The sequence below is a fragment of the Bacillota bacterium genome (assembly GCA_012518215.1).
Lineage (GTDB): Bacteria > Bacillota > Dethiobacteria > DTU022 > PWGO01 > JAAYSV01.
In genome coordinates this window covers 134,406-149,749 of sequence record JAAYSV010000008.1, presented here as the reverse complement: position 1 = coordinate 149,749, position 15,344 = coordinate 134,406, and the positions used below count along the sequence as shown (strand labels likewise).

Sequence of the window (15,344 nt, the reverse complement as noted above, 5' to 3'; positions counted from 1 at the left end):
GCGGTAATTTTCATAAACACTTGTTACCTGCGCATAATTTCGTTAAAATAAAGGGGATGTTTCTTGAAGGAGGCCGTAGATGATCCTGCTGGATGATGTACGACAGGACCACCGGGTGCGAGTCTTTATCGAGAAAGCGGACCAGTATCTTGGACAACTTGGCTTTACCGAACATGGTTTCAGGCATACGGAACTGGTAGCCCGGGTGGCAAGGAAAATAATGCTCGATCTGAATTTTTCCACCCGGGAAGCGGAGCTTGCCGCCATTTCCGGATATCTCCACGATATCGGCAATGTCGTGGGCCGGGGAGGCCATGCCCGGGCAGGGGCGATCATCGCCCTGGATATTTTACAATCGATGGGGATGCCCCCGGAAGAAGTGGCGGAAGTCGTTGCTGCGATAGGCAACCACGATGAACCCGAGGGCCGGGTGGTCAACAGGGTATCGGCTGCTCTGATCCTCTCCGACAAGTCGGATGTCCATCGCAGCAGGGTGCGCAATCCGGATATTTCAACCTATGATATCCATGATCGAGTCAACTACGCGGTTGATGAATCTCGCCTGCTCATCAACAGGGAAGAGAAGATCATCACCCTGCAGTTGAGCATCGACCAGGAGATAAGCCATGTGATGGAATATTTCGAGATTTTCCTGACAAGGATGGTAATGTGCAGAAGAGCGGCTACCTTTCTTGATACCTGTTTCAACCTGATTATCAATGGAGCCCAGCTGTTGTGATCCGGGCATACAATACAATAATGAAGACAAGTGCAAAGAAGGTAAACAGAATGAAAAAACTTGATTTGAAAAGAACCGCCATCTTGTTTCTCATCTGCCTTGGCCTGATTGGTGCTACCGTCGGCATTTTTTCACAGGCTGACAGGAATATCAACCGCGGGCTGGATATTGGCGGAGGCATCTATATCCTGCTCGAAGCGGTTGAATCCGAGGGGCAGAAAGTGGATGCGGAGGCCATCGAACGTGCCATAGCCATTATACAGCGCCGGATTGATGAGCTGGGCGTGGTTGAACCCCTGGTTCAGAAGCAGGGGGAACGGCGTATCCGGGTGGAATTGCCCGGCTACGAGGACGAGGTGCAGGCTCGCGATGCCATTGGGCGGACGGCGCAGCTCAAATTTGTCGGTCCCGATGAAAAAGAGATATTGACGGGAGCCCATCTCAAGGATGCGCGGGTGGTCAGGGATCCGCACACGATGGAACCCCAGGTGGCCATAGAACTTGATGCGGAAGGGGCCGCTGTATTTGCAGCGGCAACAAAGGAATTTTTTGGGCAGCCGATCATCATTTTCCTGGATGAGGACGTTCTTTCTGCACCCACGGTCCAGGCGGTTATCGAGGATGGCAATGCACTTATCACCGGTTCCCGTACCGCGGATGAGGCGGCTTATCTGGCCTTGATGCTACGTAGCGGTTCCCTCCCCGTAACATTGAAGGAACAGGAGTTCCGTCTTGTGGGGCCTACCCTGGGGGAACGTACGGAGGAAATCGGGCTCTGGACGGTGGCTTTCGGGTTTCTGGCCATATTCCTGTTCATGTTGATCTATTACCGTGTTCCCGGCCTGATGGCCGGTGTGGCGCTGACTTTCTATCTGGGGCTGGTGATCGGTTGCCTTATACTGCTGAAGGCTACCCTGACCCTGCCGGGGATCGCCGGTTTCATCCTCTCCATCGGCATGGCGGTGGATGCCAACGTGATCATCTTCGAGCGGATCAGGGAGGAATTCAGGGGGGGCAAGGGGATGCTTTCATCCCTGGAATCGGGGTTTGAGCGTGCTTTCCGCACGGTCCTTGATGCCAACGTGACCACCGTCATCGCTGCCGTCATCCTGTTTGCATTTTCTTCCGGGGCGGTAAGGGGTTTTTCGGTCACGCTGATCATCGGGATCATCTGCAGCATGTTGACTTCCGTGGTCATTACCCGCCTGCTGTTGAGACTGGCTTTCCGCAGCAGGATTCTTGGCACAGCTTCTTCCCTGGGGGTGAAAATGTCATGATTACCAGGCATCGCAAAACGATCTTCATCATTTCCGGTGCATTGATTCTTCTGGTGCTGGCTTCCCTGACTTATCACATGGCTGTAAAAGGTTGGGGTAGCCTGGGATTGAATCTGGGTATAGATTTCACCGGGGGAACGGTCATCCAGTTGAATCCGGGGGAAGATTTCAAAATTGAAGAGGTGAAGGAGATACTGGCTGAATTTGGACTGGAAGGAGCGGCCATCCAGAAAGTTAGAACCGGGGAAGCAGGGGGGGGGCTTGCCGATGAAGGGGTGCTGATCAAGACAGCCCTGCTACCGGAGGAAACCAGGGACGATCTGCTTGGCGCTTTCTATGACCGCTGGCCCGATCTTGATCGTGAAGACAAGCGCGTGGAGAGTGTCGGCGCCGCGGTGGGAAAAGAGCAGAAAAGATGGTCGGCGATCGCCCTGGGCCTGGGCCTGGTGGGAATGGTTATCTATATCACCATCCGTTTTGAACTCAAGTTTGCCATTGCCTCCATGGCCGCGCTGGCTTTCGATGTTCTGTTTGTGGTCGGGTTGTTCTCGATTTTGCAGATGGAGGTCAATTTCACATTCATAGCCGCCCTGCTGACCATCATCGGGTATTCGATCAACGATACGATCGTCATCTTCGACCGTATCAGGGAAAATATCAAGCACAGGAAGAGGCAGGATTACCCGGCCATGGTTGATCAGAGTATCAGGCAGAACATGGCCCGTTCGATCAACACCTCCCTGACCACCTTGCTGGCCTTGATAGCGCTGCTGGTCGGGTTTATCCTCTTTGTTGGAAGCCATGACCTGATTGTCTTTGTGGTGGCTACTGCCACGGGGGTCATCATTGGAACCTGTTCTTCACTTTTTCTGGCCAGTCCGCTGTGGCTGGCGATGAAAGAGAAAGAATTTCAACGCCTGGCCAAAGCCAGGCGCTAGCCAGATATCGACGTTGCTGAGGGGGAATCATGCTTGTATGCGGGAGCCAGATCATGGAGATATCCCCGGTTTCAATCCGGCCTGGTTGAGGAACTGAGCCGGGAACTGAGTATCCTTCCTTCTGTCGCCGGCGTCCTGGTCAACCGCGGTGTAACTTCGGCCGCGGAAGCCCGGTATTTTTTGAGCCCTTCACTCGATGCCCTTTACTCTCCCTGGGAGATGAAGGGGATGGATGCGGCCGTGAATCGACTTCTGCAGGCACTGGAAAAACATGAAAAAATTCTTATCTATGGCGATTATGATGTTGATGGGATCACGGCGACGGCATTGCTGGTCACCGCACTGAAAAGCCTCGGAGCATGTGTGAGTTATTTTCTGCCCAGCCGTTTTCAGGAAGGCTACGGGTTGCAGAAAGAAGTGATCGAGGATTACCATGAAAAAGGTTACACGCTTATCGTTACCGTTGACTGCGGGGTGAACGCCAGGGAGGAAGTGCTTTTCGGCCACAGCATGGGGGTGGATGTTGTCATCACGGACCACCATTACCAGATGGGCCCGAAACTGGAGGGGGCGGCAGCGCTGGTCAACCCCCTGCAGGAGGGCTGTTCCTACCCCTGGAAATCATTGGCGGGGGTGGGGGTGGCTTTCAAACTTCTCTGTGCCCTCGAGGAGAGGATGGGCGAGAACCTCGAGACACATGAATATCTCGATCTCGTAGCCCTGGGGACGGTGGCCGACATTGTACCACTGATTGACGAGAACCGGGTGCTGACCTTTCATGGGCTGGAAAAGGTAAATGCCAACCCGTGGCCGGGTTTGAAAGCATTGATCGAGGCCACCGACCTCGACGATAAAATAATAACCACCAGGGAACTGGCTTTCGTGCTGGCACCGATTTTGAATGCTGCCGGCCGCCTGGGAACGGCAGATCCGGCGGTAGAACTGTTGCTCCATCATCAGGCGGGGGAGGCGAAGGAAACCGCTCTTTTCCTGGTCGGAGAGAACGAGAAGCGCCGCAACCTTGCCGATGCTGTAAATGGTGAAACCCGGCAGATGATTGACGATCTTTACGGCGGCAGTCCGGAAGATATCATTCTTCTGGAAAAGGAAGGATGGCCTCACGGAGTAATCGGTATTGTCGCTTCGAAACTGGTGGACGAGTACAATCTGCCCGCGGTGCTGCTGAGCATCGACGGCGACAGGGCCAGGGGTTCGGCGCGCAGTATCCCCGGTTTTGATATCACGAAGGCTCTGGGAAAATTCAGCCCGTTGCTTGAAAGCTACGGCGGTCATGGGCAGGCGGCGGGGTTGACGATCAGGCGTGCCAACATTGAAAAATTGAGGGAGCGGCTGTCGGCTGCAGTCCGGAAACGGGAACTGAAGGAGATGATCCCCAGTCTTGAACTTGATGGGGAGTTGGCCGGGCCGGAAATCGATATGGAACTGGCCGGGCAGCTGGAAAAACTGGCCCCTTTCGGGGAAGGAAATGAATATCCTTGCTTTGGCACAAAGGGGTGGGAAGTAAATCGGCTGCGGATGGTCGGCAGGGGCGGGAACCATCTGAAATTGAATTTGTTCAAAAATGACGTACATATCGATCCGATCTATTTCTTTGCCGACAGGTACAAAGACAAGATTGCCCCTGGCCAGAAAGTCGACATAGCTGTTACATTGAAACACGGATGGTGGCGTGATCGCCCTGTCCTGGATATGGAAATCAAGGATATTGCCCACACAGGTGCACGGGCCGATGTTTGCGAAGGCGGCATCGAATTGTTTGACTACCGCCTTCACGGCGACAGGATTTCTTGCCTGGAAGGGTTGCTGGAACATTGTGTGAAACCCCTGATCTATGTCGGCAACGAGAGGCAATATTCTCGTATACGGAACAAGCTGGAACTGCCGGCAGGGACAAGGTTTATCCGTTCCCGGTTCACGGAGGATGATTTCCGGGGCCACGGTGGTGAGATTGTTTTCTATCATCTTCCCATGTTGCCCGATATCATGGAACGGGTGGTGGTGTCCGCTTCCGGTGGCCTCAAGGTTCATCTCCTGTTCCATGAAAAGGACAGGGAGTTCAATGACAGGATTGTCAGGGCGGCGATTCCCACTGCCGGGCAGGTGGAAGAATTCCACGCGCTGATGTTGGCGCTGGCGGGGAAAAATCGCGTCTTTTCTCCCGAAAAATGGGATGAGCTCCGTGAAAGATTCCCGGCAGGGTCGATGACCCGGGCGATGCAGGATCGATGTACGGACATACTGGCGGAAATAGGAGTTATAGAGAAAAACCCCGCGGGAGGTTTTGCTGTCGGCTCCGGAGAGGCGATCAGTGAAAAACTGGCAGATTCGGCCATCTACCGCCAGGGTTCAGAGCTGAAAGAGGAATCCCTGGCTTACCAGAAATTCCTTCTGGAAAGCGGCCCGCAGGATCTGTGTGCCTACATGGAAGGGATAAAACGGAAAAAAGAACAGGTGGGGTAACAGGGTTGGCTGTAAAAGAGAAGGAACTTGAAGAGCTGAAAAAAATCATAGATACCCACTATCCCGATTCTGATGCCTGGAAGGAAATAATGAAGGCATACAATTTTGCCCTGCAGGCTCATTCCGGGCAGAAACGGGTGTCCGGGGAATCATATATCGTGCACCCCCTGGGTGTAGCCATGATACTGGCAGAACTGGAACTTGACCCCGTGACCATCGTGGCCGGAATTCTTCATGATGTGGTCGAGGATACCGAAGTTACGATCGAGGCCCTGGAGAAAGAGTTCGGTTCGGAGATCGGACTCCTCGTCGATGGGGTTACCAAGCTGAGCCGGCTGGAATTCAAAACCAAGGAAGAACAGCAGGCAGAAACGTTGCGCAAGATGTTTCTGGCCATGGCCCAGGACATACGGGTTATCCTGATCAAGCTGGCAGACCGCACCCACAATCTCAGAACTCTTCGCCACCTGCATGCCGACAAGCAGAAGGAGATCGCCCGGGAGACGCTTGATATATATGCCCCCCTGGCCCACCGGCTGGGGATTTACAAGATAAAGGGTGAGATGGAGGACCTTGCTTTCCGCTACCTGCAGCAGGAGAAATATTACGATCTCGTGGATAAACTGGCCAAGAAACGCCAGGAGAGGGAAGATTTTATCAACAAGGCGATCAAGGTGCTGCAATCCAATCTGGAAAGAGTCAGCATCCCTTCCGAGATACAGGGCCGTCCCAAACACCTTTTCAGCATCTACATGAAGATGAAGCAGCAGAACAAGAAGTTGTCGGAAATTTACGACCTCACGGCCATAAGGATCATCGTTGACACTGTGAAAGATTGCTACGGTGCCCTCGGCGTGGTGCATACCATCTGGAGGCCGATACCGGGAAGATTCAAGGATTTTATCGCCATGCCCAAGCCCAACATGTATCAGTCCCTTCACACCACGGTGGTGGGGGCAGAAAACGAGTTGATCGAGATCCAGATACGTACCTGGGACATGCACCGTACTGCCGAATACGGGATTGCTGCCCACTGGTACTACAAGGAAAAACACAAAGGGGAAGATCAGGAATTCATCAAAAAATTGTCCTGGTTGCGGCAACTCCTGGAATGGCAGCAGGATTCACGAGATGCCCTGGAATTTGTAGAAAACATCAAACTGGATCTTTTCACGGACGAAGTTTTTGTTTTCACTCCCAGGGGGGACGTTATCGATCTGCCTTCGGGGGCCATACCCCTTGATTTTGCCTACCGTATTCATACCGACATTGGCAACAGGTGTGTCGGTTGTCGGGTCAGCGGCAGGCTTGTACCCCTTGATTATGTCCTCAAGACCGGCGATATCGTGGAGATAATCACCAGCAAACAGGGGTCCCCGAGCCGGGATTGGCTGAAGATGGTAAAGACTTCCACGGCCAGGAGCCGTATCCGGGCCTGGTTCAAGAAAGAGCGCCGGGAGGAGAACATCGAGAAGGGAAGGGAACTTCTGGAGAAGGGGCTCCGGCGTCAGGGAACCAACCCTTCCTATTTGTTGAAAGATAGCCTCATCGAGGCCGTGGGCAACCGTTTCAATATCCACAATGCCGATGATCTGTATGCGGCGGTGGGCTACGGGGGTGTCAGCACAAACCAGGTTATCGGCCGTCTGAAAGAAGAATACGCGAAGAAATACGGTTCCGAGGAGAAGCTGGTTTTGCCGGAATTCGGGAAAAAAACGGGGAAGGCTCTTCAGGGAGACAAGGGGGTATGTATACATGGCCTGGACAATATCCTTACCCGCTTTGCCCGTTGTTGCAACCCGGTCCCCGGCGACGAGATCCAGGGGGTAGTCACCATGGGTCGGGGGATATCGGTCCATCGCAAGGACTGCATAAATATCAGGGGTGACAAGATTGCCCCCGAGCGGCTCGTGGACGCTTCATGGCTGGATGATCCCGATACCCTTTATCCGGTGGAGATAGAAATTTCTGCTTCAGACAGGCCCAGGCTTCTTTCCGATATCGTCTCCGCGATCAGCGAGAAAAAAATAAACATCACGGCCGTGGAAGGCAGGACGGACAGAAATTTCATATCGACCATAAATCTGGTTATGATGGTAAAGGACCACGATCATCTCCAGCAAATCATAAACAACATCAAGAAGGTCGAGGACGTTATTTCCGTCCGCCGTCATACATCTACCTAGCAAAGGGGAAAACCGGAGATGAGAGTCATAGTGCAGAGGGTTACCCATGCACGGGTCAGGGTTGATACCCGCATCCTGGGGAAGATCGGCAAGGGTATGGTCATCTTTATTGGCGTGGCAGCAGGAGATGGACCCGATGATATCAGATACCTGGCCGACAAGATACAGTCACTGCGCATCTTTGAAGATGAGAGCGGCAAGATGAATCGTTCCATCAGGGAGACCGGTGGAAGCCTGCTCTGCATCTCGCAATTTACCCTTTTTGGTGATTGCCGGAAGGGAAATCGGCCCAGCTTCACCGCAGCAGCAAGGCCGGAGGTGGCCGCCGGGCTTTATCTCGATTTTTGTTCCGCACTGAAGGAAAGAGGGCTGCACGTGGAAACAGGTCAATTCGGTGCCATGATGCAGGTGGAGATGGAAAATGACGGCCCGGTAACGATCATGCTGGACAGCAAAAAGTTATTCTGATCAGCCTCGAAGACACAGGAAACCTGTAGCAGACATACTGGAAGGGATTGCGGCTATCCTTTCCGGGTAAAACCGTTGCCGGCGGCGATCCCCCTGGGAACATTCCGGGACTTTCCGGGCTCCGGGGGAAACAGCTGGAAAGCTGCCTTCATGATGTTATGCCGGGAAGCAAATACAAGTAACAGGGCGCGCCTGCTGCCGGGGCTGGCGAAAAATCAAACCACGTTGAAGAAGCAGGCCCTGGAGCCGACAACTTGAACGGATCTACAAATTTATATAGAATGAAACCATTCCTGTTACCAGGGGATTGGATGGCGGAGGGAGAAGAATGAGGATAAGAGTTCCCCGGGGTACCCGTGACATCGTCCCTGACGAGATGAGGGACTGGTACCATCTGGAGGAGAAACTGCACGAGGTTGCCCGTAACTATGGTTACCGGGAGATACGCACGCCCATCTTTGAATACACGGAAGTGTTCTCACGCAGTGTCGGCGAGGACACGGACATCGTGGCCAGGGAAATGTACAGCTTCAAAGATAGGGGAGGAAGGGATATTGCTCTCAGGCCGGAGGGAACCGCATCGATAGTGAGGGCTTATCTGGAGCATCGTTTCGATGCCCTGCCCCAGCCGATCAAGTTCTATTATTATGGTCCGATGTTTCGCCATGACAACCCCCAATTGGGGCGTTACCGCCAGTTTTTTCAATTCGGGGTGGAGTGTTTCGGATCGGAGCGGCCGGCGGCCGATGTGGAGGTAATATGCCTGGCCCGGGACTTCCTCGATCTGATCGGGTTGGAGAAGACCGTTCTTCTCCTGAACAGTGTGGGCTGTTCCGACTGCCGTCCGCTCTATCAGGAGCGCCTGCTCGCCCACCTCGCCCCGCACCGGGAAGAACTATGTTCACACTGCCGGGTTCGCTTTGAAAGCAATCCCTTGAGGATTCTCGACTGCAAGACGAAATCATGCCGGGATCTGTTCCGGGATGCCCCGGAGATAACTTTCAATCTTTGCCCTGGCTGTCGGACCCATTTCGAGACGGTTCAGGACTACCTGATCAAACTTGGCGTGGACTTCAAGGTGGACCCCGGGCTGGTTCGGGGGCTTGATTATTATACCCGCACAGCGTTTGAATTTGTCAGCGATGACCTGGGTGCGCAGAATTCGATCGGCGGAGGGGGTCGCTATGACAATCTTGTCGAAATCCTTGGCGGGGAGCATACGCCTGCCGTGGGGGTAGCGATGGGAATGGACAGGATCTTGCTTTCACTGGAAGGCCGGGGCCGGGAAGGAAGGGGGCAGGCCAGGGTATTCGTGATCGCCGATACGGATTCTCGCCTGTTACCATCACTGAAGATAGTGGCAGAGATCCGCCGTGCGGGCATTGCGGCGGAAGTTGATTTCGGGGGCCGAAGCATGAAAGCCACGATGAAATATGCGGGGAAAAAAGACTTTTCCCATGTAATAATTCTGGGAGAACGTGAAGAGAAGCGGGGAAAGGTAACGCTAAGGAACATGAACACGGGAAAACAGGACGAATTCACTCTGGCGGAAGCCATTGCATTGATACGTGAGGACAGGGATTCTATCTAGCGGGAGGGCAGGATGATGAGGTTGAAAAGGACTCATTGGTGCGGGGAGCTGAGGAATGGGGACGAAGGCAGAAGGGTTGTTCTTGCCGGCTGGGTTCAGGGTTCAAGGGACCATGGAGGGCTGATCTTTGTTGACCTGAGGGATCGCACCGGCCTGGTCCAGCTTGTATTTGATCATGATGTGAACCCGGATCTGTTCAAAGCGGCAGAACGGCTCAGGGGGGAATATGTGATTGTTGCAGACGGTACGGTGGCAAGCCGTTCGGCGGACACCGTGAATCCCAAACTGCCAACCGGGGAAATAGAGATCAGGGTGAAAGACATGGCGACGATCAACCCTTCCCGAACACCGCCATTCTATATCGAAGATGGTATCCATGTCGATGAAAATCTGAGGCTGAGATACCGTTACCTGGATCTGCGGCGGCCGGAAATGTTCAAAAAACTTCGCCTCAGGCATGATATTGTCAGGATTATCAGGGATTGCCTTGATCGCGAGGGTTTCATCGAGGTGGAGACGCCGATGCTGACGAGAAGTACCCCCGAAGGAGCGCGTGATTACCTTGTTCCCGGACGTCTCCGGGCTGGATCATTCTTTGCATTGCCCCAATCCCCCCAGCTTTTCAAACAGCTTCTCATGGTAGCAGGGGTGGAACGCTACTTCCAGATAGCCCGTTGTTTCAGGGATGAGGACCTTAGAGCCGATCGGCAGCCCGAGTTTACCCAGATAGACATGGAGCTGTCTTTTACCGACCAGGAGGAGATATTCGGGGTCGTTGAATCGATGCTTGGAAGGTTGTGGAAAGAGATAAAGGGGCGTGAACTGGAGCCATTTCCAAGAATAAGTTTCCGGGAGGCCATGGATCGATTCGGAACCGACAAACCTGACTTGCGTATAGGAATGGAATTGACCGATGTCTCCGCGGCGGCGGCCAGAAGCAACTTCAGGGTGTTCAAGGAGGCGATCCACAGGGGCGGGGTGGTAAAAGGGTTGCGGGTTCCCGGAGGGGCCCATTTTTCCCGCAAGATGATCGATGATCTGGTCGTTTATGCTCGTGAATCGGGGGCAAGCGGGCTGGCCTGGATGGTCAAGACTGCGGAAGGCTGGAAATCCCCCATCAGTAAATTTTTTGCGCCGGATATTCTGGATGAAATTGGCGGAAAGACCATGGCCGAGGAAGAAGACTTGCTTTTATTTGTGGCCGATGACCGGAAGACGGTTTGTTCGGTCCTGGGCCTTCTCCGCCTGAAACTGGGGAAAACCGATTCTATCTCTACAACAGATGACCGGTTTGTCTGGATCGTCGATTTTCCATTGCTGGAGTATGATCCGGAAGAGAAAAGGCATGTATCCATACATCATCCGTTTACCGCTCCGCTGGAAGAGGACGTGCCTCTGCTGGAGGCAGAGCCCCTGAAGGTGCGCGCCCGGGCCTATGACCTGGTGCTGAACGGTGTGGAAATCGGGGGTGGGAGTATCAGGATTCATCAGCGAAAATTGCAGGAACGCATGTTCAAATTGATGGGTATTGATGCTGCTGCCGCCGCGGAAAAATTCGGGTTTCTTCTCGAGGCTTTTGAATATGGTGCTCCACCGCATGGAGGTATCGCTTTCGGACTTGACCGTTTGATCATGCTCCTGGCCGGAGATCAGAGTATAAGGGAGGTAATTCCTTTTCCCAAAACGGCGCATGCCGCCTGTCTCCTGACCGGTGCGCCTGCACCTGTCAATGACCGGCAGCTGAAGGAACTTCACATCAGGGTGGCAACGGCGAAGCCCGAGAAATCCAGGGGCGGTAACGAGTGATATCCCTGCAACCGTGGGGATGGCACCCCCTGGCTGTACGGCCATTCAGCACAACATCGCTGTCATGGAGGTTTAATCTGAAAAAATAGGGTTATCTTAATTAACAGGGATGAACGCGGAAGGGCCGACAGCTTGATTTTGCAATGATGGTATGGTATTATTGCATTGCAAAACCGTTTCGAAAACAACCCTGCTTTGTACGTGTTTACCGCATAAAGTTTTGAGCTAACAGGGATACAAAGGGAACCTGGCTTTACGATCGGCGTATAAGCCCTCCAGGTAGGGGACATACAAACATCGTAGGAGGGTACCCACTTTGAGAGGGACAAGTTCAAAACGATCGGTTCACGGCACGGCGGGGTTTTTTTTGCTTTTTTTCAGTCGACGGTGATATAATTATAAAGGATTTTTTGAGGGGGGGGGGGATGAGCCCATGTCCATGCAGAACACCTTGCAGAAGATACTGTCGGAAGTGAAGAAGGGTACACATCCCAGTGACCTTGCCGAGTACATTGAGGATTTTACCGATGAACAGAAGCAGGATCTGTTTTCCCTCCTTTCAGATGAAGAGGCCGCCTTGATCATCCAGGAAATGGAGGAATTTGATCAGGTTGCCCTTTTCAACCTGCTGACCCAAAAAAGGGCCTCCTCCATTTTGAAAGAAATGGATACGGATGACGCTGCCGACCTGCTGGCCGAACTTCCACCGCATGAAACAAGAGAACTTCTCGAACTCATCGATGGCAAATCGGGAGAGATAGAGGGTTTGCTGAAGTATCCGGAAGACACGGCCGGCGGGATCATGACCACCGATATAATCTCCTTCTCGCAGGAGATGGCGGCGGAAGAGGCTATACAGAGGTTGAGGGAAATCGCTCCCGAGGCAGAAATTATCTACTATGTATATGTGGTGGATGAGGAAACACGTCTGATAGGCGTCCTTTCCTTGAGGGATCTGATTTCGGCCACGGATGGAACTCCTTTGAGAGAAATCATGAACAAAAATGTTATCAGTGTTCATGTTGGAGTTGACCAGGAGGAGGTTGCCCGTATCGTGGCCCGTTATGACCTGCTGGCTCTCCCCGTCGTGGAAGACGAGGGGCGGCTCCTGGGGGTTATTACTGTCGATGATATCCTTGACGTGTTGCAGGAGGAGGCCACCGAGGACTTCTACAAGATGGTGGGGACAAGCGAGGTTGAAGGAGTTGACCTTATTCAGGCTTCCGCCTATCAGGTGGCCAGCAGGCGGATCCCCTGGTTATCAATCTGCCTGGCCGGGGGGTTGCTGGCTGGAAGTGTGATCGGTGTGTTCGAGCAGATGATCGAAACAGTCGTTGTTCTGGCCATCTTCATACCGGTGATCATGGACATGGGTGGCAATGTGGGAACGCAATCATCGACCATTTTTGTCAGGGGCATTGCCACCGGGGAAATTGGTGCGGATGAGGTCTGGAATTATTTTTTCAAGGAATTCCGGGTGGGGTTGATGATGGGCATGATTTTTGGTTTTATCGCCGGTCTGGTTACCCTGTTGTGGCAGGGAAACGTCTACCTGGGAATTGTGGTCGGTTTCTCCATGCTTCTGACCGTCAGCCTGGCTACCGTGATCGGCACGTTGGTTCCCCTGTTATGCCACAAAGTGGGGATCGATCCGGCCATCACCTCCGGGCCTTTTGTTACCACCATCAAGGATGTTACCGGCCTGCTTATTTATTTCGGCACGGCAACGATTTTTTTTCGATTTATTCAATAAAAAACGCATGACAGATTTCCGGAAAACAAGCGGAGATCCCTGCGTTCCGGGTACAATATAATAACATCTGGCCTGTTGAAAAAAGCTTTTTAAAACGGCTTAACAAATCGGTTAAAAAAAAATAACCGATTTTTTTATTTTTTTCTAAAAAAAGAAGGAGATCGGGCGTCGGGGGAGAATGTAAGTATATAAGTGGGGTTAAGTGGGTGTAAGTGGGGAATATGCAACCGGAAGAGGGAATCGATAATATGTTCATGGGTGAGTTCAGCCATGCGCTGGACAGCAAGGGTAGACTGATCATACCGGTCAAATTGCGCGCGGGGCTCGGGGAAAGATTTATCATCACCCGCGGGTTGGATGTTTGCCTCTTTGCCTATCCCCTGCCGGAATGGGAAGTGATGGAACAGAAGCTGAAAGCTTTGCCGCTTACCCGTGCCGATGCTCGTGCATTCATGCGTCTGTTTTTTTCCGGTGCGGTCGAGGTGGAAAGGGATAAACAGAGCCGGATACTGATCCCCCAGAATTTGCGGGGTTATGCCCATCTGGAACGGGAAGTAACGGTTCTTGGTGTTTCAAGCAGGGTGGAGATATGGGCTGATACCGTCTGGAAGAATTACAGCGAGAAACAGAATTCATCTTTTGAACAGATTGCCGAGCAGCTTGTAGATTTTGATCTTTGAAACGAAGAAATGAATGCGATTCTGGCCAGGTGACATTTGGAGGGTGAAAGACCATTCACAAACCGGTAATGCTGAATGAGGTGATACGGTTCATGGCTCCCCGGGCCCGCGGTGTCTATGTCGATGCCACGGTCGGGGATGGAGGGCATGCCCGGGCGTTACTTTCCCACGGGGGGTGGCTTGTGGGTGTAGACCGCGATGAAGAGTCGCTTCATCGCGCTGCCGAACGTTTGAAAGACTACAGAGACCGCCTGATTTTGAAGAAGGGAAATTTCGGACAGCTTGCAACGCTGGTGGGAGAGGCAGGCTACCGGCATGTGGATGGCATCATTCTGGATCTGGGCATTTCCAGCCACCAGGTCGATGAACCATCGAGAGGTTTTTCTTTTCGTAAAAGCGGCCCACTGGACATGAGGATGGACCGCAACCTGGAGATTACCGCTGCCGATCTGCTGAACAATTGCAGCGCCGAGGAACTGACAGGCATATTCAGGGAATACGGGGAGGAAAGATGGGCTTCCAGAATTGCATCATTTGTGGTTGAAAGCCGCCGGAAACAGCGGCTGGAATCAACCCTGGAATTGGTAAGAATCATCAAGGCAGCCATTCCGCAGGGGGCAAGGAAAGGGAGAACGCACCCGGCCAGAAGGTGTTTTCAAGCTTTGAGGATAGCGGTGAACGAGGAATTGAATGAATTGAGGGAGGCCCTCCCGCAGTGCATTGATTTGCTCAAAAGAGGGGGGACATTGTGTGTCATCTCGTACCACTCGCTGGAAGATCGGATCGTGAAAAATTATTTCAAATCGCAGGCGGAAACCTGTAACTGTCCGGCGGGGCTTCCCCAATGTGTATGCGATGCAACGGCAAGGATAAAAATCATGACGAGGCATCCGTTGAAACCGACACGGGAAGAGATAGCGGGCAACCCCCGTTCAAGAAGTGCCCTGCTAAGAGTTGCGCAAAGGATTCAGTTCTAAACAATGAAGAAGGTGAATAAATTGTTACAGGCCCGGAAAGTTTCTTTCCAGCAATATCGCCACAATTCACATGGGAAGAGATACACCACCGTGCCCCCAACCAGATCCCGTCAGGCAAAGGAAAGAGGCGGGGCAAGGGCCAGGTTGCCTCTGTTTTTATTTTTGATGATCTGTTTCGTGTTGTCTGTTGCATCGGTAGCACAGTACTGCAAAACAGTGACCATAAACTTTGAAATCGTGAAAGCTCAGGAAGAAATAGAAAGGCTTGCGGATGAGCGCAAAGAACTGGAACTTGAAATTGCCAGTTTGAAATCTCTGGAAAGAATTGAAGGGATTGCCCGGGCCGGACTGGAACTGGAAGAAGCGCAAAAGATCAAAATTTATACCGTAGCGCAAAACAGGTAATGTCAACCGGTTTTTTGGGAGGTTGCGTCTTTGTACAATGCTT

General features: G+C 52.7%; 12 protein-coding genes and 1 other RNA gene. All 13 read left to right on the top strand.

Translation table 11 applies throughout. The annotated features are described in order from the left end of the window. The first annotated feature begins 79 nt into the window (after positions 1–79). On the top strand, positions 80–739 hold the full coding sequence (locus GX364_01935) for an HD domain-containing protein (protein NLI69614.1): 660 nt from the start codon (positions 80–82) through the stop codon (positions 737–739). Between the two features lie 50 nt (positions 740–789). Continuing rightward, positions 790–2,016 (top strand): protein translocase subunit SecD, encoded by a 1,227-nt coding sequence (gene secD, locus GX364_01930; GenBank protein NLI69613.1) that lies wholly within the window; start codon positions 790–792, stop codon positions 2,014–2,016. Continuing rightward, positions 2,013–2,954 carry a protein translocase subunit SecF gene (secF, locus tag GX364_01925; protein NLI69612.1) on the top strand — a complete coding sequence of 314 codons (942 nt, stop codon included), beginning with the start codon at positions 2,013–2,015 and terminating at the stop codon, positions 2,952–2,954. The genes secD and secF overlap by 4 nt, the downstream gene beginning before the upstream one ends. Before the next feature lie 33 nt (positions 2,955–2,987). Continuing rightward, the gene (recJ, locus tag GX364_01920; protein NLI69611.1) at positions 2,988–5,435 is read left to right on the top strand and encodes a single-stranded-DNA-specific exonuclease RecJ; all 2,448 of its coding nucleotides are present in this window, start codon (positions 2,988–2,990) and stop codon (positions 5,433–5,435) included. Positions 5,436–5,524: 89 nt separating this feature from the next. Beyond that, entirely contained in the window at positions 5,525–7,621 is a 2,097-nt protein-coding gene (locus GX364_01915) for a bifunctional (p)ppGpp synthetase/guanosine-3',5'-bis(diphosphate) 3'-pyrophosphohydrolase (protein NLI69610.1), read from the top strand. Positions 7,622–7,639: 18 nt separating this feature from the next. Continuing rightward, entirely contained in the window at positions 7,640–8,089 is a 450-nt protein-coding gene (locus GX364_01910; GenBank protein NLI69609.1) for a D-tyrosyl-tRNA(Tyr) deacylase, read from the top strand. 328 nt (positions 8,090–8,417) lie between these two features. After that, positions 8,418–9,680, top strand: a complete 1,263-nt coding sequence (locus GX364_01905) for a histidine--tRNA ligase (protein NLI69608.1) — start codon at positions 8,418–8,420, stop codon at positions 9,678–9,680. A gap of 12 nt (positions 9,681–9,692) precedes the next feature. Beyond that, a complete protein-coding gene (aspS, locus tag GX364_01900; protein ID NLI69607.1) occupies positions 9,693–11,486 on the top strand; it encodes an aspartate--tRNA ligase in 1,794 nt (597 codons plus the stop codon). Between the two features lie 184 nt (positions 11,487–11,670). Further along, positions 11,671–11,852, top strand: a non-coding RNA gene (gene ssrS / locus GX364_01895) — 6S RNA. A 67-nt stretch (positions 11,853–11,919) separates the two neighbouring features. Then, positions 11,920–13,239 (top strand): magnesium transporter, encoded by a 1,320-nt coding sequence (mgtE, locus tag GX364_01890; protein NLI69606.1) that lies wholly within the window; start codon positions 11,920–11,922, stop codon positions 13,237–13,239. A 248-nt stretch (positions 13,240–13,487) separates the two neighbouring features. Continuing rightward, the gene (gene mraZ, locus GX364_01885; GenBank protein NLI69605.1) at positions 13,488–13,919 is read left to right on the top strand and encodes a division/cell wall cluster transcriptional repressor MraZ; all 432 of its coding nucleotides are present in this window, start codon (positions 13,488–13,490) and stop codon (positions 13,917–13,919) included. Between the two features lie 68 nt (positions 13,920–13,987). After that, a complete protein-coding gene (gene rsmH, locus GX364_01880; GenBank protein NLI69604.1) occupies positions 13,988–14,896 on the top strand; it encodes a 16S rRNA (cytosine(1402)-N(4))-methyltransferase RsmH in 909 nt (302 codons plus the stop codon). Positions 14,897–14,899: 3 nt separating this feature from the next. Beyond that, positions 14,900–15,301: a cell division protein FtsL gene (gene ftsL, locus GX364_01875; protein NLI69603.1), complete on the top strand. Its 402-nt coding sequence runs from the start codon at positions 14,900–14,902 to the stop codon at positions 15,299–15,301. The last annotated feature ends 43 nt before the right edge of the window (positions 15,302–15,344 follow it).

Bases quoted from the DNA above. Each gene is read 5' to 3' on its own strand.
- GX364_01935 (NLI69614.1), top strand. From the start codon at position 80: ATGATCCTGCTGGATGATGTACGACAGGACCACCGGGTGCGAGTCTTT.
- secD (NLI69613.1), top strand. From the start codon at position 790: ATGAAAAAACTTGATTTGAAAAGAACCGCCATCTTGTTTCTCATCTGC.
- secF (NLI69612.1), top strand. From the start codon at position 2,013: ATGATTACCAGGCATCGCAAAACGATCTTCATCATTTCCGGTGCATTG.
- GX364_01915 (NLI69610.1), top strand. From the start codon at position 5,525: ATGAAGGCATACAATTTTGCCCTGCAGGCTCATTCCGGGCAGAAACGG.
- GX364_01910 (NLI69609.1), top strand. From the start codon at position 7,640: ATGAGAGTCATAGTGCAGAGGGTTACCCATGCACGGGTCAGGGTTGAT.
- GX364_01905 (NLI69608.1), top strand. From the start codon at position 8,418: ATGAGGATAAGAGTTCCCCGGGGTACCCGTGACATCGTCCCTGACGAG.
- aspS (NLI69607.1), top strand. From the start codon at position 9,693: ATGATGAGGTTGAAAAGGACTCATTGGTGCGGGGAGCTGAGGAATGGG.
- mgtE (NLI69606.1), top strand. From the start codon at position 11,920: ATGTCCATGCAGAACACCTTGCAGAAGATACTGTCGGAAGTGAAGAAG.
- mraZ (NLI69605.1), top strand. From the start codon at position 13,488: ATGTTCATGGGTGAGTTCAGCCATGCGCTGGACAGCAAGGGTAGACTG.
- rsmH (NLI69604.1), top strand. From the start codon at position 13,988: ATGCTGAATGAGGTGATACGGTTCATGGCTCCCCGGGCCCGCGGTGTC.
- ftsL (NLI69603.1), top strand. From the start codon at position 14,900: ATGAAGAAGGTGAATAAATTGTTACAGGCCCGGAAAGTTTCTTTCCAG.